20 protein-coding genes are annotated in these 18,068 nt (G+C 31.3%); all 20 read right to left on the bottom strand.

Going from position 1 to position 18,068, the window contains the following annotated elements:
* Positions 1–16 precede the first annotated feature (16 nt).
* A complete protein-coding gene (locus RIN63_RS11120; RefSeq protein WP_310444801.1) occupies positions 17–1,057 on the bottom strand; it encodes a DUF3048 domain-containing protein in 1,041 nt (346 codons plus the stop codon).
* A 12-nt stretch (positions 1,058–1,069) separates the two neighbouring features.
* The gene (locus RIN63_RS11115) at positions 1,070–1,774 is read right to left on the bottom strand and encodes a diacylglycerol kinase (RefSeq protein ID WP_310444800.1); all 705 of its coding nucleotides are present in this window, start codon (positions 1,772–1,774) and stop codon (positions 1,070–1,072) included.
* Positions 1,775–1,778: 4 nt separating this feature from the next.
* Positions 1,779–2,243 (bottom strand): rRNA maturation RNase YbeY, encoded by a 465-nt coding sequence (ybeY, locus tag RIN63_RS11110; RefSeq protein WP_310444799.1) that lies wholly within the window; start codon positions 2,241–2,243, stop codon positions 1,779–1,781.
* The gene (locus RIN63_RS11105) at positions 2,243–4,297 is read right to left on the bottom strand and encodes an HDIG domain-containing metalloprotein (protein ID WP_310444798.1); all 2,055 of its coding nucleotides are present in this window, start codon (positions 4,295–4,297) and stop codon (positions 2,243–2,245) included. Before RIN63_RS11105 ends, ybeY begins: the two co-directional genes overlap by 1 nt.
* A 19-nt stretch (positions 4,298–4,316) precedes the next feature.
* Positions 4,317–5,288 (bottom strand): PhoH family protein, encoded by a 972-nt coding sequence (locus tag RIN63_RS11100; RefSeq protein WP_310444797.1) that lies wholly within the window; start codon positions 5,286–5,288, stop codon positions 4,317–4,319.
* A gap of 2 nt (positions 5,289–5,290) precedes the next feature.
* Positions 5,291–6,493 (bottom strand): sporulation protein YqfD, encoded by a 1,203-nt coding sequence (gene yqfD, locus RIN63_RS11095; protein ID WP_310444796.1) that lies wholly within the window; start codon positions 6,491–6,493, stop codon positions 5,291–5,293.
* Positions 6,494–6,504: 11 nt separating this feature from the next.
* Positions 6,505–6,783, bottom strand: coding sequence for a sporulation protein YqfC (gene yqfC, locus RIN63_RS11090; protein WP_310444795.1), 279 nt, complete (start codon positions 6,781–6,783; stop codon positions 6,505–6,507).
* A 72-nt stretch (positions 6,784–6,855) separates the two neighbouring features.
* Positions 6,856–7,329 carry a hypothetical protein gene (locus RIN63_RS11085; protein ID WP_310444794.1) on the bottom strand — a complete coding sequence of 158 codons (474 nt, stop codon included), beginning with the start codon at positions 7,327–7,329 and terminating at the stop codon, positions 6,856–6,858.
* Between the two features lie 13 nt (positions 7,330–7,342).
* Positions 7,343–8,326 carry a flotillin-like protein FloA gene (gene floA, locus RIN63_RS11080; RefSeq protein ID WP_310444793.1) on the bottom strand — a complete coding sequence of 328 codons (984 nt, stop codon included), beginning with the start codon at positions 8,324–8,326 and terminating at the stop codon, positions 7,343–7,345.
* A gap of 3 nt (positions 8,327–8,329) precedes the next feature.
* Positions 8,330–9,046, bottom strand: coding sequence for an NfeD family protein (locus RIN63_RS11075; RefSeq protein ID WP_310444792.1), 717 nt, complete (start codon positions 9,044–9,046; stop codon positions 8,330–8,332).
* Between the two features lie 114 nt (positions 9,047–9,160).
* The gene (locus RIN63_RS11070; protein ID WP_310444791.1) at positions 9,161–9,604 is read right to left on the bottom strand and encodes a GatB/YqeY domain-containing protein; all 444 of its coding nucleotides are present in this window, start codon (positions 9,602–9,604) and stop codon (positions 9,161–9,163) included.
* Positions 9,605–9,620: 16 nt separating this feature from the next.
* A complete protein-coding gene (rpsU, locus tag RIN63_RS11065; RefSeq protein WP_310444790.1) occupies positions 9,621–9,803 on the bottom strand; it encodes a 30S ribosomal protein S21 in 183 nt (60 codons plus the stop codon).
* 109 nt (positions 9,804–9,912) lie between these two features.
* Positions 9,913–10,254 (bottom strand): histidine triad nucleotide-binding protein, encoded by a 342-nt coding sequence (locus RIN63_RS11060; protein WP_310444789.1) that lies wholly within the window; start codon positions 10,252–10,254, stop codon positions 9,913–9,915.
* Positions 10,255–10,327: 73 nt separating this feature from the next.
* Positions 10,328–11,632, bottom strand: coding sequence for a tRNA (N(6)-L-threonylcarbamoyladenosine(37)-C(2))-methylthiotransferase MtaB (mtaB, locus tag RIN63_RS11055; protein ID WP_310444788.1), 1,305 nt, complete (start codon positions 11,630–11,632; stop codon positions 10,328–10,330).
* Between the two features lie 10 nt (positions 11,633–11,642).
* Positions 11,643–12,377: an RsmE family RNA methyltransferase gene (locus RIN63_RS11050; protein ID WP_310444787.1), complete on the bottom strand. Its 735-nt coding sequence runs from the start codon at positions 12,375–12,377 to the stop codon at positions 11,643–11,645.
* Between the two features lie 9 nt (positions 12,378–12,386).
* Positions 12,387–13,322 carry a 50S ribosomal protein L11 methyltransferase gene (gene prmA / locus RIN63_RS11045; RefSeq protein WP_310444786.1) on the bottom strand — a complete coding sequence of 312 codons (936 nt, stop codon included), beginning with the start codon at positions 13,320–13,322 and terminating at the stop codon, positions 12,387–12,389.
* Positions 13,323–13,415: 93 nt separating this feature from the next.
* A complete protein-coding gene (dnaJ, locus tag RIN63_RS11040) occupies positions 13,416–14,537 on the bottom strand; it encodes a molecular chaperone DnaJ (protein WP_310444785.1) in 1,122 nt (373 codons plus the stop codon).
* An 84-nt stretch (positions 14,538–14,621) separates the two neighbouring features.
* Positions 14,622–16,439, bottom strand: a complete 1,818-nt coding sequence (dnaK, locus tag RIN63_RS11035) for a molecular chaperone DnaK (RefSeq protein ID WP_310444784.1) — start codon at positions 16,437–16,439, stop codon at positions 14,622–14,624.
* A 24-nt stretch (positions 16,440–16,463) separates the two neighbouring features.
* Complete coding sequence (grpE, locus tag RIN63_RS11030; RefSeq protein WP_310444783.1) at positions 16,464–16,988, bottom strand: nucleotide exchange factor GrpE; 525 nt, start codon at positions 16,986–16,988, stop codon at positions 16,464–16,466.
* A 29-nt stretch (positions 16,989–17,017) separates the two neighbouring features.
* The gene (hrcA, locus tag RIN63_RS11025) at positions 17,018–18,064 is read right to left on the bottom strand and encodes a heat-inducible transcriptional repressor HrcA (RefSeq protein WP_310444782.1); all 1,047 of its coding nucleotides are present in this window, start codon (positions 18,062–18,064) and stop codon (positions 17,018–17,020) included.
* Positions 18,065–18,068 lie beyond the last annotated feature (4 nt).

Genomic DNA, 18,068 nt, shown 5'->3' with positions numbered 1-18,068 from the left:
GTTGGCTTATTGATAACTATTCAAATATAACTTCTGTTTTTGGCTCTATTACTTGTATCCATGTAATACCTGGATTTAATATTAGTTCTTCACCATCTAGAGTCTTATATATAGTTTTTGCTTTTCTTGATTCTTTTACCCATTGAATTTCTGTTACTTTTCCATGGGTTATGTATTTCCCTTTCCCCTCTCCTATTAATTGAATTTCTAACCTGCCTTCCTTATCTAATACTTTAGTCTTTGCTTCTTGGATTATAATATTCTTAGCTATAATTGGAGTTGAATCTATCTCATCTATATGCAATTCTCCATCCTTAGTCCTTGTATATATTTTCTTCTCTTCATCATAGTTATACTCAGTTGTGTTGTTTTTTCTATATATAATTGTAAGTTTATTAGCTATATTACCTTCTATGGGAGATTCATCTTCTTTGAATTTAAAAGGAATATAATCACCAGTATCTTTGAATTTTCTTTCTTCTTGAGTCTTTCTCAGAGCTTCTGTACTTGAATATAAGTTATTAGGAGCCTTTTTATGAGACTTTCTCCAAAATACCTTGTTGGAGCTACTTAATCCGTCAATATCAGCAAGTTTTAAAGATTTTACATCCGATAAAGCCTGGGCGCTTCCTCCCACATGTACATAAATTCCATCATATTCTAATGCCGTAGTGATAAAATAAGGTCTAGCAGATCTAATAGGTCCAATGGATTCTGGTTCATTTACAAGATATATACCCATATATCTTGTGTAAGGAGCTTCTACTAAAAATTCATATACTATTTCAGCATCTTTTAAGCCTGCTTGCCATCTTGCACGATGATGATTGTCAAACATAATTGCAATTGGCCTCCTATTGACTTTTGCTTCAGGAGAATAAATTCCACTAAGAGGTGACGGTATACCTTCTTTCACAGGTAATTCTTCTATAACTATTTCTTCCTCTACTTCTGTTTCCTTATCTACTACAACTGGTTCATCTACTGAGTCCTTTTTACAAGCTGTTCCAATTATTGCTATTAAAATTGCTATTATTATAATTGACTTTAGTTTCAATTTGCTGCCCCCTTATCCTATGATTTGAAACACTAATATACCTATTAAACTACCTAATATTCCACCAGATAATACCTCTGGAAAAGTGTGAATTTTTCCCTCGATCCTACTTTCTCCAACTAGAACCGCTAATCCATAGCTTAATGTGGTGACTAAAGTATTCTTTGATAAAAAAGATATTATTGTTGCCACACAAAATGCTAATGCTGAATGACCACTTACTGTCCCACCCTGAAAATGAGTCCCTCTACCTTTATAAAATACTGCCTTAAGACCTACAGTTAATATAATGACTATTAATATAGCAACGAATGTAAGGTGGGGAGGTGAATTCCTAATCTTAAATAATAGCAGCCCAGAAAAAGCATTTAATCTATCAAAGAAAAGAAGATATCCCACTACTATAGAGTTTATAGCTGCAATAAGAACTGCTCCAGCAGCTACATCCTTTACTAAACGAGCTAATGGATGATATTCTTCAGTGATTAAATCCACTACCCTCTCAAGTGCAGTATTTATCATTTCCGCTACTACAACTAAGGATATAGCAAAAAGTAAAAGTAAAAACTCTGTTCTAGAAAAATCAAATAAAAGACTTAAAGCAATAACTAGTAGAGCAATCAGATAATGTATCCTCATGTTTTTTTCTGTTTTTAGTGCAATGATAATTCCTGATACTGCATAGTTAAAGCTTTCTATGAGATTTCTTTTATTCATTCTTCTACTCCTCCTTAAAACCTTTGAATATCCCTATTGTCTTCATGATTTCTTTCTCTTTTTCTCTCATCAAAGTTTTTTCTTCATCCTCCATATGATCATATTCTAATAAGTGAAACATACTATGAGCTGTTAAATAAGCTATTTCTCTATATAAAGAATGACCAAAGTCTTCAGCTTGCTCTAAAGCCTTTTCAACTGAAATGATTATATCCCCTAGTAAAACAGGACCCATTTGAAAAAAATCATTATCCATAGGAAATGATAATACATCTGTTTCTCTATCAACATTTCTATAATCTCTATTTAATACTGTAATTTCTTCATTATCAACAAAAGAAACGCTTACTTCACAGTCTAAGGATTGATTTTCAAAAATTAAAACTTCTTTTATAACTTTTTCTATTATAACACTAATTTCTTCATCAATAACTACTTTATTTTGTCTATTATCAATGTAAATTTCCATTATTCAGATGCCTCCGATTTAATTTCAATATTTGGATATTCTATTCTATCATGGTATATTCCAGTTAGTACATTAATAAAGGATTTAATGATTATTTCAATCTCTTTCAATGTAACATTGCATTCATCTAACTGACCATCCTTTACTTTACCTTCTACTACTTTCCTCACCATATCCTCAATTTTTTCCTTTGTAAGGTCTTTAATTGACCTTACTGCTGCTTCTGATGAATCTGCCAACATAACTATTGCCGCTTCTTTGGTCTGTGGCTTCTTGCCTTTATACCTAAATTCATCCATTGACATATTTATATCATTATCTAATTCCTTAGCCTTATAATAAAAATAGGCAACAGGTGTATCCCCATGATGCTGATCTATAATATCTAGTATTTCTTTTGGTAATTTTCCCTCTTTTCCCAGTACAATTCCATCAGTTGTATGTGATGTTATTATAGCAGTACTTTGCATTGGCTGTAGCTTATTATGAGGATTTTCCATGCCAAATTGATTTTCTGCAAAATAATATGGTCTAATTGTTTTTCCAATATCATGATAATAAGAGCCCACTCTAGTAATAAGAGGATTGGCTGATATTGCCTCTGCTGCTGCTTCAGATAAGTTGCCTACTAATATACTATGGTGATATGTCCCTGGAGCTTCTAGAAGTAATTTCTTTAGCAAAGGTTGGTTTGGATTTGATAATTCTAATAATTTTAATGGAGTTAATACAGAAAATATATTTTCCCAAATTGGTAAAGAACCTAAAGTTATCATGGCAGCTATAATACCATTTAACAAGCTGTAGTTCCCTTCTAAAAAGGAATTTATTCCTCTTGACCCCTCTGCTAATCCAACAGCTCCTAAAGTCAACAAATTAATTACTCCAATTATTAAACCATTTAGTAAAATATAATGTCTTTGTTCTTGTCTAATAGCAATAATAGCCCCAATGCTACCTGATACAATATGCATAATAACTATACTATTGTCCAATTTGAGAACAAAACCCAAATAAAAGGACAAGAATATATTAACCAATAATGCTAACTTTGGATCAATAAGCATAGATATTAATAGTGATGCTGCTGCTACAGGCATAATATAAGGAGATAGGGAATATAATGCCTTGGATATTATGATAGTTAAAATAACTATAATTAACATAATTAATAAACGATTATTATATAATATTTCCTTGTTAAAGAAATATATATATCCTATGATAATTGATAAACCTAGTAATAAGAGTAGTATTATTCCAATAATCATACTTATAGGAAGGTTATTATCACCTTTTAACAATCCAGCTTCATCAATTAAGTGAAGTTCTCTCTCTGTAATTACTGAACCTTGGAATGCTATGATTTCATCTTCATTTATAATTACTGTTTCTATTTTATTTGCAGCTTCTTCTTTCTTTCTTTGGGTTTCTGTCTTGTCCAAAAACTCATTTGAATTTATAGTAGCGTTAAATAGTGCTAAACCTAGTTCCTTTTCTTCTTTTTTCATATCTAAAGAATCAAATGTTTTTACTAGGTTTTCCTTCTCATATTCAAGTTCAGTTTCTTTGATTCCATTTCCCATTACTTGATTAATTAAATCCCATAAAATATTTTCAAAACTGTTTAAAGCTTTGTAGTCCATTTTAAGTGCAATTGAAACTTCTTTTGACTCAAGTCCAAGACTTTGATTTTCCAATAACAGCTCTGCCTTTTTATTGAAGCTAATACTATCTTGAGCCTTGATATCTCTTGTTGTATCTAAGAAATCCTTAATGTTATTTTTCATAACCATCTGTATAGAAGGAGATATCCTATATATTGGCTCTATTTTATTCATTGCCTCCGCCTTTAGTTTTTCAGTAATATGTTTATCTTCTAATTCCTTTGTAGACCTAATGGTAGAAGGCGCAATATCTCCAATCCTTAGGCTTAGTTTATTGGTCTCTAATTTATGAATTGTTATAAAAAAAAGGATTGCTGTAAAAAACAAAATCAACAACCCATTATATAGTCTTTTATTTCTTGTAGATATTAATTTTTTAAAATCCATAGGTCTCCCCCCTTATGGGTTACACTTTAGTATTTTCAAACTTGTCGTAGGCTTCAATAATTCTTTGAACTAAAGGATGCCTTACTATATCATTTTTCATTAAATATATAAAGTCTATGCCTTTTACATTATTCAATATCTTTGTTATAGTTTTTAACCCTGATTCTTTTCCTTTAGGTAGATCAACTTGTGTAATATCTCCTGTTATAATTGCTTTTGAACCAAAGCCAAGTCTTGTTAGAAACATTTTCATTTGTTCATTTGTAGTGTTTTGTGCCTCATCCAATATAACATAGGCAGAATCTAATGTCCTCCCTCTCATATATGCTAATGGGGCTATTTCAATCATACCTTTCTCCATATACCTTAAATATGATTCTGTACCTAGTATATCGAATAAAGCATCATATATAGGTCTTAGATATGGATCTACCTTTTCTTGTAAGTCCCCAGGTAAAAATCCCAAGCTTTCACCAGCCTCTACTGCAGGTCTCGTGAGAATTATCCTACTTACTTCTCTATTTTTAAATGCCTGGACTGCCATAGCCACAGCTAAATATGTCTTTCCGGTACCTGCAGGTCCAATTCCAAATACTATATCATTTTTCTTTATTGCATCTAAATATCTTTTCTGACCTAATGTCTTTGGCTTAATACTCTTGCCAGATGCTGTTACACATACTACTTCCTTTAATAATTCTTTTACATAATCTCCTTGACCTTCTAAAATCAATTGCATAGAATACCTTAAGTCTTGTTTGTCAAGTTTTTTTTGGGTCTTAACTATCTCTATTAAATTATAAATCAGTTTTTCTCCTAAGTCTATAGATACTCTCTCACCATATAGTTTGATTTCCCCTTCTCTAATTGCAATGTCTATATTTAATTCATCCTTGATTAAATTTATATTCTCATCAAAATCCCCAAATATTTCTCTAACTATATTTTCATTTTCTATTACAATGCTGTTTTCTTCTATATTATTAGTCAAACTTAATCCTCCCCAGTTACTATGATTTGCTTTCTTCCAATATCCTCTATAGTTTCTACTATTACTTGTGTTATTAACAAGTTTTCATCTACTTGATGTCTAGTGTTTTTAGATTGTATTTCAGCATTTGGTGGTAATTCTTTGCTTATCTCTTTAGTAGCCTCTATTTGGGTTGATTTCTTAAGAAAGTCTATATTTTGTTTTACTTCTTTTACTTCAACCTCTCTATATTCATATTCAACTATTTTTATAGGAAAATCAATCTCATACTTTTCCAAGTTAATCAAAGCTTTTTCAATTACAAATTCCTTATAATTATCATATGGCACTTCTCCCTTTAAAAGTTTAATACCTTTATCCTTAATCTTTATACCCTTTTGTTTATATATTCTTCCAGTATATTTTTCCTCATACTTTATTATTGGTTCTTTTATAATATGGCTATATCTAGTTAGAGCCAATACTTCACCTTCTGCATGTACTAATATATTTTCATTTAATCCTTCATTTGTTAGTATACCCGTAATTAATATATCTCCTTCATTAACTATTTCACCTTTTTCTACAAAAACCCTTCCATTTTTAGGAACTATCTTTACTATTACGCCCTTTTTCTTGGCAACTACATGGCAAGGATAAGATTTGTCTATTTCTTCTGGTGGAAGATCCTGTTCCTTAATTTCTATGACTAGCTTAGTTCCTTTAATATTTACTGATATAAAGGAAAGATAATCATAGTTATCAATCATAAGATTTTTTATAGTTTCCTTTTCAAAGAAATATTTAATTTTACCAATAGATATATCATTTTCCTTGAGCATTGAAATTATTTCTTCTCTTGGAGTTTGTTCGTTACCAATTATTTCTATCCTCCAAATCGTTGAAGTTAGCAATAATGTTGTAACTAAAAATAGTAAAAATCCTATTGCTAACATCTTTCTTTCTTTAATCCTCATTAATAAAAATGGAAATCCCATTTTTTCTTTAATTTCGACTCTACATCCAACTTTTTTCACTATATTTTTTAATTCTTTAAACCCTTTAGTTGTAGACTTCATTTCAAGGACAATATTGCTTTCTCGTTTTACATCCCATAAATATATATCATATGTTGCAGCAAGATTTAACATCCTCTCCAATGTCAGTCCCTCAACCCTAATAATAACATATCCCTTAAAATAATTCCATATCTTTATAGCTAGCATACCAACACTCCCTAGCTGATTATTTCTATGCTTTCTATTAACCCAACAATAATTATTTCTTCGGAAAGTATGGTCTTAATCTCTAAATCTTCTCCTTTAATCTTGAAGACTCCAGATTTGGTATTTATCCTAATTATTTCTTTTGTATATTCAATAATTCCCTTATGATTAAGTAAAGAAGCCTCTATATTTCCTATCATAGTTAATCTTGGAAAGTCCATCATGATATCTATGGGTAGTTCTAAGGCTTCTGAGATACTGTGTTTTGCACTTTCAATCTGTCTCTTCATAACTATCCCTCCTATTAATTCTATGTATTAAATATATGGACTATTCCACACACACACAAAAAGCTCGTATATTTACGAGCTTTTCCTTTGATTTTGAATAGATTTCGGTTCAGATAATATTTCTGAAAATATTATTCCCCTTAAAACATCTTGTTTTAAATTTTTTATACTATTATCTACTTGAGATGCAGAAGGATTAGGTGTTTCATTGAATTTTTTCTCTTCTGTTTTTATATCCCAAGATTGCGTTTGTATATTTACATCTTTATGTTCTTCTTTCTTCTTTACTACTTGAGCTTTAGACTTTGATGCTTGACTTTCTATAGGTGTACCTTGCCTTCGAGCAATTTCTCTTTGCTTCTCCTTCATAACTTCCTCTTCTAATAGTTTCCGAAGGTCTGCCAATGGCCTTTGCTTTGTAGGCTGTTTTTGTATTTCTTCTGTTCTATTTTGCCTTGATTGTTCTATCTTTTTTTTATCCTTTACAGATTTTAAAACTAAGTCTATTACAATGACAAATATAAAGAATAATAAAGGATTGGGCATATATTATCCCTCCCTATTTCTTTTTCTTGTCGTCATCGGCTATTTTAGATATTGAAGACCTCATATCAGTATCCGCTAATATATTTCTCATATTATAATAGTCCATAACTCCAAGTTTTCCTTCTCTCAAAGCTGCTGCCAATGCTAATGGTACCTCTGCCTCAGCTTCTACTACCTTAGCTTTCATTGCTTCAACTTCAGCTTTCATTTCTTGCTCTTTGGCAACTGCCATTGATCTTCTCTCTTCCGCCTTTGCTTCTGCAATTCGTTTATCAGCTTCGGCTTGGTCCATTTGAAGTTTAGCCCCTATATTTCTTGCTATATCTACATCAGCTATATCAATGGATAATATTTCATAAGCTGTTCCTGAGTCTAATCCTTTTCCTAGTACAGTCCTTGATATACTATCTGGATTTTCTAATACATCTGAATGTGATGGTGCACTACCTACAGTGGTGACAATACCTTCACCTACTCTAGCAATAATTGTTTCTTCTCCAGCTCCACCTACTAATCTTTCAATATTAGCTCTAACGGTAACTCTAGCCTTAACTATGACTTCAATACCATTTTTTGCTACTGCTGAAATCTGAGGTGTTTCAATTACCTTTGGATTAACAGATACTTGAACAGCTTCTAGAACATTTCGACCTGCTAAGTCAATTGCAGCTGCTCTTTCAAACTCAAGAGGAATATTAGCTCTTTGTGCTGCTATTAAAGCGTCTACCAAAGTATTAATATTACCACCTGCTAAGTAATGTGCTTCTAATTCATCGATTTTAATATCAAGCCCTGCTTTTGTAGCCTTTATCATTGGATTTACTATCCTAGAAGGAGCTACTCTTCGAAGTCTCATACCTATTAAAGTTGTTATTTTTATTTTGACTCCAGAGAAAAAAGCTGTAACCCATAGTCCTACTGGTACAAATGTAAAGAAAAGCATTAATAAGATAATAATTAATAAAGCGATACCTAACGGAAAAATTAATGGACCCATATTCTAAAACCCCCTAACAAATATTTTTGAACCTTCAACCCTTACCACTTTTATTGGAGCATTCTTTGGAATCAAACCACTATCAGATAAAGCATCTAGTTTTTTTCCATCTATATCAATAAACCCTGAAGGGCGAAGTTCAGTTAAGCTTGTTCCTTCTCTACCTATATATTCATCCATAGAATCAGTGGACAAATATCCACTTTCATCTTTTTGTTCCGTATTTAATATTATTTTATCTAGCATACTGCTCTTAAATCCCATTTTAACAAGAACTACTGTTACTATAGTAGTGATTATTATTGCAATGCTTAGGGATAAAAGGGCTACTGATAATGAACTCATAGCTAATACTGTACCTAATCCTACTAGTATAACCCCGCTAATACCTGGTAATCCAAATCCTGGTATCATACCCTCTACCACCAATAGTATTAGTCCAATAACAAATAATAGCAGTGAAGTCCAGTGAGAATTACCTGCAAGAATATTTCCTCCAAAATAAAAACCAAACCCTATTATACTAATAGTACCACCAAGACCAAATCCAGGTGTTAAAATTTCAATGACTAATCCCACTAAGCCTAATGTCAAAAATATACTACTAACATAAGGATTTGAAATAATTTGGACTAATTTATTGCTCTCAGCGTATCCAATGTTTGATAAAACAATTACCATTAAAAAGGCAAAAATCACAATTATACTTTTTCTTTTCATTTAAGCACCCCCTGTTTTATTGATAAAAATTTGTCTTTCTCAATACTATTACCCATAATTCTGTAAAATAACTAACAAAATTAAAAATATCAAAAAACCTGGGTTTTACCCAGGTTAATTAAAAACTTTTTTAATGATTTTATTCACCATATTACCATCAGTTTTTCCTTTTACTTTTGGCATTACGGCTTTCATTATATTACCTATATCTTTCATAGATGTAGCATTTATTTCTTTAATAGTTTCAATCACAATTATTTCAACTTCCTCTTCAGAAAGCTGTTTTGGTAAGTATCTTAAAAGAATTTCAATTTCTTTTTCAGTTAGCTCAACTAAATCTTGTCTTTGCCCTTTTGTAAACTCATCTATGACAGTTCTTTTTTCCTTTAGTTGTTTAGATATAATGTCTAAGATGTCATCGTCAGACAAATCTATTCTTTCATCTACTTCTCTTTGTTTTATTGCTGCCCTTACCATAGTGATAGTATTTTTCTTAATTGTATCTTTACTTTTCATGGAGTCTTTTAAATCCTCCATGAGGGTTTCTTTAAGGGACATTTGATCACCTTCTCAACTAAAACTTAGAAAATTTCTTCTTTCTAGCTTCTTCAGATTTCTTTTTACGTTTTACACTTGGTTTTTCATAGTGTTCTCTCTTTCTAGCTTCACCTAAAACGCCAGAGCGCGCACACTGTCTTTTAAACCTTTTTAAAGCGTTATCAAGAGATTCGTTTTCTCCAACCTTAATTTCTGACATCGATTTCTCCCTCCTCTCTCTACTGCAAGAGTACTTCTATACTATCCCTATAAAGGGTGTACAACACTAGATTATTATACATTATAAATAAAAATATTTCAACTAGTATTTAACCTGGTGGCCACAACAATGTCCTTTCACCTAAAATATGAAAATGTAAATGGTCTACAGTCTGTCCTCCATCCTTGCCGCAATTGTTAACTATTCTATACCCTGAATCCAGTTTTTTGTCTTTAGCTATTTTAGATGCTACTATTAATATATGACCTAATAGTTCTTTATTGTCCTCATTAATATGAGCCATGGATTGAATATGTTCTCTAGGAATTACAAGGTAATGAACTGGAGCCTGTGGATTTATATCTTCAAAAGCAATAACTTTTTCATCTTCGTATATTAAATTACTAGGTATATCACCGTTAATTATATTGCAAAACAAACAATTAGTCAATGAAATCACCTCCTGTTAAATACTATTTATATTATACTATAGATATTCTATTTTTAGTTATTCTATTTTTTCATTAAATAATTATTTCTCCAATTAAATGTTCCCCTTCAGTAGAAATAATTTTTAAATCAATTATTTTACCAATGATATCTGACTCTAATTTTGACTTTACTCTAATATAATTAGTTGTATAACCCTCTATCATACCATTTTCATTCTTGCTTTCCTCTTCAAACAAGACAGATAAACTAGAACCAATAAACCCTTTATTAAACTTTAACATTAGTTCATCACCTAAAGATATTAGTTTCTCAGATCTAGTATTTTTAATATTACCATCCACTTGATTCTTGGACTCTGCAGCTGGTGTTCCCTTCCTTGGAGAATATTTGAATACATGTATTCTCGAGAACCCTATTTCCTTAACAAATTCACAAGTTTCATTAAACTCTTCTTCGCTTTCTCCTGGAAATCCAACTATAATATCCGTTGTAATTCCAGCATTAGGCATATATTCTCGTATAAGATTTACAATATTTCTATATTCATCAGATGTGTATTTCCTATTCATCCTCTTTAAAACTGTATCAGATCCAGATTGTAATGAAAGATGAAAATGATCACATACCTTACCAGTTTTTATAATTGATTTCATGAACTCATGATTAATTAAAGTAGGTTCTAAGGAACTTAGTCTAATTCTATCTATTCCCTGAACATTAGCCACTTTGTCTAATACTGTTGTTAATGGAGTATTATTCATATCCTTGCCATAAGAAGCTACATGGATTCCAGTTAGGACTACTTCTTTAAAGCCAGCTTTACCTAATTTCTCAGACTCCATAATCACATCATCTAATTCTCTGCTTCTTATAGGCCCTCTAGCATATGGGATAATACAATAGGAACAAAATTGATTGCATCCATCCTGTATTTTTATATAAGCTCTTGTCTTAGATTTTATATCATCAATATTTATTGTTTCAAACTCTTTTTCAGTCTTAACATTTCTAACAATATTAATTTTTTCATTTTTTTCTTTGGCATTCTCACATAGTTCTAAAATTCTATTCCTATCAGTGGTGCCTATTACTACATCTACACCTTCTATCTCAGATACTTCATCTGGCGATACCTGGGAATAGCATCCAACTACGGCAATTATAGAATCCTTATTTAATTTTTTTGCCCTTCTTATAAATTGTCTAGATTTCCTATCAGATAAATTTGTTACTGTGCAAGTATTTATCACATAAATATCTGCAATTACTTGATCACTAACTATATTATAACCATTTTTCTCAAATATTTCTTCCATAGCCTCTGTTTCATATTGATTTACTTTGCATCCCAATGTATGAAAAGCTACTGTATTCATTAAATCACTCCTAAATATCCCCATGTTCATAAAGTACTATTGTAGATGCTACTATTCCTGCTGTTTCTGTCCTAAGTATTCGTGGCCCCAAAGTTACAATTTCTCCACCTATTGATTTTAACTTTTCAATCTCATAGGGTTCAAATCCACCTTCAGGTCCTATTATAATATGAATCTTTCCATCCCTAATTGTCTGCAATTTAGATTTCATTGTATTTGCTTTTTCATCCTCATAAGGAACGATAATATTTTTTTCATTCTTTAACAAATCTATAATCTCATTAAAAGAAATTATATTTTGTACTTTAGGTAAAATATCTCTTTTACTTTGTTTTGCGGCTTCATCTGCTATACTATTCCATCTTTCAACCTTAGATTGCTCTTTTTTAATGTCCTTAATCTTAACAATAGACCTATGGGTTGCCACAGGGTAAAATTCCTTTATTCCTATTTCTGTACATTTTTGTATGATCATGTCCATTTTGCTACCTTTAGCAAGTCCTTGATATAGTATTATATCAATAGAAGACTCATGAGTTCCTTTTGTTTTGTCTATTATCTTTGATGTAATTCTATCCTTTGAAATTGATTCTATCAGACAGGTATATGTAATTCCTTCTGAAGAGACTTCTATATTCTCACCAATTTTTAATCTTATTACATCTTTAATATGCTTTACATCATTTCCAATAATCTCAATTATTGAATCCATTACTTGTTCTTTTTCCACAAAAAATCTATGCATATTTAACTCCTATGAAATGTTAGTGGCTATAATACAAGCCCAATCGTTTTTCTTCATGATATCAAGAATTTTAAACTCATTTTCCAGTAAAGCTTTTTCTACTAGCTCTATCTTGTCAATAATAATCCCTGATGTAATAAATATTCCATTGTTATTCAGATATGATTTCAAATCCTTTGTCATACCTGCAATTACCTCTGCTATAATATTAGATACGATAACATCTGCTTTACCTTCTACTACATCTAAGAGGTTTCCATTCTTTATTTCTACAATATCGTCTACATGGTTTAGAGTAATATTCTTATTGGATATATTTACACATAGCTCATCTAGGTCTACTCCAACTACTTTTCTAGCGCCTAATTTCGCCGAAACTATACTAAGTATTCCACTACCACAACCAATGTCATATACTGTACTACCTGGTACAAGATACTTCTCTAAAGCTTCTGTGCACATCATAGTAGTCTCATGGGTTCCCGTACCAAATGCCATACCGGGGTCTAATTCTATCATTATATCAGTTTCTAGTAAATTATAGTTTTCCCATGAAGGTTTAATGATGATATTCTCTCCTATTCTAATTGGCTTGTAATACTTTTTCCAAGATTCAGCCCAATCATTATCATCTAAAACATTTGTGGTGACAGTACATTTACCATTGCTTAATTGAGGATTATTATGAATTCTATCTTTTATTTCTTTAATTATGCTCTCTAAATCCTCTGATTCCGAAAAATATGCTTTAATTAATATTCCATCTAAATCAGGATCCATAAGACTGGAATCAATGAAATCCCAATCTCTCTTGGATTTCATTAAATCTAAGACATCTTTTGGATCTTCAATGGCAAGACCATTAGCTCCTACATCATATAAAATTCCCGATACTACATCTTCTAATTCAGAAGTTGCCTTAATTTGAACTTCAGTCCAATTCATAAATACACATCCTTTAATAATATAGAATAATTATACCCTAAGAATAATATTATAACTAGTACTTTTAAAAAACAATCACCCAAAGAGTGATTGTTAATTAAAAGCATCCTTAACTTTTTCAAAGAATCCCTTTTTATTTTCTTTATAGTTATGCCCAGTTTCCTTAGCAAAATCTAATAACAGCTGTTTCTGCTTATCTGTTAGTTTTGTTGGTACTTGCACTTCTAAAGTAAAGAATAAATCCCCACTTCCATGACTTCTAAGATTTGGTACACCTTTACCTTTAAGCCTAAATTCTGTACCTGTTTGAGTCCCTTCTGGAACATTGTATTCTATTGTCTCATCTAAAGTAGGTACTTCAATTACTGCACCTAAAGTTGCTTCTGTAAAGGAAATTGGTATTGTTAAATATATGTTATTCCCTGAGCGCTTAAATACAGGATCGTCTTGAACACTTATATAGATATATAAGTCTCCGCTTGGACCTCCCTTTTCTCCAGCTCCTCCTTCTCCCCTCATGGAGATAATGGAATCAGAATCTACTCCTCCTGGAACTTTAACTTTAATCTTTTTAGTTTTATTTTCAGTACCACTACCTTGGCAAGTAGTACATTTTTCTTTTATTATCTCACCAGTTCCACTACAAACATCACAGGTAGAAGTTCTAACAAATTGTCCAAAGGGAGATTGTTGTACATGCCTTACTTCTCCCCTACCATTACAAGTAGTACATGTTTCCTTGCTAGTACCTGGTTTTGCTCCAGTTCCATGACAAGTATGACAATTTTCTGATCTTCTAATTTGAATCTCTTTCTCAACACCAAATACTGCCTCTTTAAATTCTAGATTCATATTATATCTTAAATCCGCACCTCTTACTGGACCATTTCTTCTAGAACTTCTGCTAAATCCTCCACCAAATACATCAAATAAATCTTCGAAAATATCACCAAATCCACCAAATCCTTGACCATATCCTCCTGCTTGTGGATCAACCCCTGCATGACCAAATCTATCATACTTAGATCTTTTATCAGTATCAGATAATATTTCATATGCTTCAGTAGCTTCTTTAAACCTTGCTTCAGCATCTGCATTATCTGGATTTAAATCAGGATGGTATTTTTTTGCTAAGGATCTATATGCTTTCTTTATATCACTTTCAGATGAATCTTTATTTATACCTAGTACTTCATAATAATCCCTCTTTGACATCTTTTCACCAGCCTTTAAAATTGCTATAACAATTATATCAAATGTATGAGCTAAATCAAATGATTTAGCTCATTATATTTTATATTATTCTTCATCTACTACTTCGTAATCTGCATCTACTACATCATCTTTAGCTTGAGAAGTACTATCTCCCTCATTGCCTTGTGCATTTTGATCATACATTTTTTGTGATATTGCATAGAAGGCTTCAGTTAACTCTTCAGTCTTTGTTTTAATTTCTTCGTTGTCTTCTCCTTCTAAGGCTTTTTTAAGTTCTTCTAATTTTCCTTCAACCTTAGTTTTCTCATCTTCTGTTACTTTACCTTCTAAGTCTTTAAGAGTTTTCTCAGTTTGATAAACTAAAGAATCCCCATTGTTTCTTATTTCAATACCTTCTTTTTTCTTCTTATCTTCTTCTGCAAACTTCTCTGCTTCCTTTACTTTTCTTTCTATTTCGTCATCAGAAAGCTTAGTAGAAGCTGTAATAGTTATTCTTTGTTCTTTCCCTGTACCTAGGTCTTTTGCACTTACATTTACGATACCATTAGCATCTATATCAAATGTTACCTCTATTTGTGGAATTCCTCTTTGTGCAGGTGGTAAGCCTGTTAATTGGAATCTACCTAAGGTTGTATTATCATTAGCCATTTGTCTTTCACCTTGAAGTACATGAATATCTACTGAAGTTTGATTATCTGCAGCTGTAGTGAATGTTTGGCTCTTTTTAGTAGGTATAGTAGTATTTCTTTCAATTAGTTTAGTAGTTACTCCACCTAGAGTTTCAATTCCAAGGGATAATGGTGTAACATCAAGTAATAATAAGTCTTTAACTTCACCTGACAATACTCCACCTTGAATAGCTGCACCTACTGCAACACATTCATCTGGATTGATATCTTTTTGAGGTTCCTTACCAGTTAGCTTCTTAACTGCATCTTGAACTGCTGGTATTCTAGTTGAACCACCAACTAAAAGAACTTTTTCTATTTCAGATGCTTGTAATCCAGCATCTTTTAATGCTGCTTTAACAGGTTCTAAAGTACTATCTACTAAAGATGATGTTAACTCATCAAATTTAGCTCTTGTAATATCCATATTTAAATGTAGTGGACCTGATTGAGTAGCTGTTATAAATGGCAGATTGATATTTGTTGATAAAGTAGAGGATAATTCCTTCTTAGCTTTTTCTGCTGCTTCCTTTAATCTTTGTAAAGACATCTTATCCTGTTTTAAATCTACGCCATTTTCCTTTTTAAATTGATCAGCTATATAATTAACTATTAATTCATCAAAGTCATCTCCACCCAGATGGTTATTACCACGAGTAGCTAATACTTCAAATACTCCATCTCCAAGTTCAAGTATAGATACGTCAAAAGTACCTCCACCTAAGTCAAATACCATTATTTTATGTTGCCCTTCCTCTTTATCCATTCCATATGCCAATGCTGCAGCAGTTGGCTCATTAATAATTCTCTTAACATCCAACCCAGCTATTTTCCCTGCATCCTTCGTAGCTTGTCTTTGACTATCAGTGAAATAAGCTGGAACTGTGATTACTGCCTCTGTAATAGTTTCACCTAAGTAGCTTTCAACATCCATTTTGATTTTTTGTAAAATCATAGCTGATATCTCTTCAGGAGAATAATTTTTACCATCTATATTAGTCTTGCTATCAGAACCCATTTTTCTCTTTATTGAACTAATTGTTCTATCAGGATTTGTGATAGCCTGTCTTTTTGCAGTTTCTCCTACAAGTCTTTCTCCATCTTTTGTAAACGCAACTATGGACGGAGTTGTTCTATTTCCTTCTAAATTCGCTATAATTGTAGCTTCTCCACCTTCCATAACTGCTACACATGAGTTAGTAGTACCTAAGTCAATTCCTATTATTTTTCCCATAATTAATTCCTCCCTAATAAATAGTTATTTTGCAACTTTGACCATAGCTGGTCTAACAACTTTATCCTTCAAGATATATCCATTTTGTAAAACCTCTGTAATCTTTCCAGACTCAAATTCAGAGTTCTCTTCCATAAACACAGCATGATGGAAATTTGGATCAAAATCTTCACCTAAGGATTTAATTTCATCAACTCCATTATCATTTAAAACTTTTATTAGTTGTTGATGTATCATCTCTATGCCCTGATAAAACTTATTTTCCTTAACAATTTCAGATTCCATTGCTCTTTGAAAATTGTCTATTATAGGTAAAAGATTGTTAACAAAAGATTCTAATGCATAAGCTATTGTACTTTCTTTATCTTTTTCAGTTCTTTTTCTAAAGTTCACAAAATCTGCCTGAAGTCTTAATAACTTATTGTTTAACTCTTCTATTTCTCTATCCTTAGATTTTAAAATTTCATTAACTTCTTCAACATCTTCTTCAATAATCGGTTCATCTACTAAATCTTGATTTTCATTGCTTTTATCTTTTTTGTTTACCACAAAATCACCTCTTATTTCTTGTTATATATTTAAACCAATTTGCCTAAGAATATATCTATAATCTCTGTAATATTAGTAGAAAATAGCTCTAATGTATTAATTATTTTATAATAGTCCATCCTAGTTGGACCTATTACACCAATTTTTCCTATAGTTTTATCACCTAGCCTATAGGTTGCTGTAATTAAGCTACATCCTTTTATTGGCTCATATATATTCTCATTACCAATGGTTATCTCCATATCTTGATTAAAAGTATTGTTTAATAAAAGATCTACTACAGAATCTTTATCCTCTATAAAATGTATAAAGGATTTTGCTTTTTCAAGATCCTTATACTCAGGAAAATTCAATATTTTAGTTACTCCATCGGAATATAAATCAATATTGTCTATATCATCCATTGATTGATTTATTACTGGAATAATCCCCTCCATAATAGTCTTATAATCATATATTTCTTTCAAAATTCCATTAGAGATCTCTGCATCAATCTCTTCCACTGTTAATCCTTTTAATTTAGTATTTAAAAAATTAGATATTATTGAAATCTGATTTTCTGGTACTTCTCTATCTAATCTAAATACAGTATTTTTAACTACACCAGAGTTGCTAACTAAAACCATTATAATTTGCTGATTATCAATTGGAACAAGTTGAATATGCTTTAGTTTAGACCCTTTAATCTGTGGAGATATGGCAAGAGCAGTGTAGCTAGTCAATGCTGATAATATCTTAGCAGAATTCTGTAGCAACTGTTCAATCTCTCTAGACTCATTAATTAAAATTTTTTTTAATTGATTTTTTTTGTTTAAATCTATACTAGGTCTATGTCCTTTTAAAATTTCATTTACATATAATCTATAAGCTTTATCAGAAGGAACTCTTCCAGCAGAGGAATGAGGCTTATTAAGATATCCTAAGTCCTCTAAATCAGACATTTCATTTCTTACAGTGGCTGAACTAACCCCTAAATCAAATAATTTAGTTATTGTTCTAGATCCAATTGGCTCAGCGCTTGATATATAAGCATTGATTATTGCATAAAGAACTTTAACTTTTCTCTCATCTAACATTTTT

It is taken from the genome of Tissierella sp., from assembly GCF_031460495.1.
In the GTDB taxonomy this organism is placed as follows: Bacteria; Bacillota; Clostridia; order Tissierellales; family Tissierellaceae; genus JAVKTS01.
Note: the sequence above shows the minus strand (reverse complement) of the source record. Positions and strands in the feature narration are given on the sequence as shown.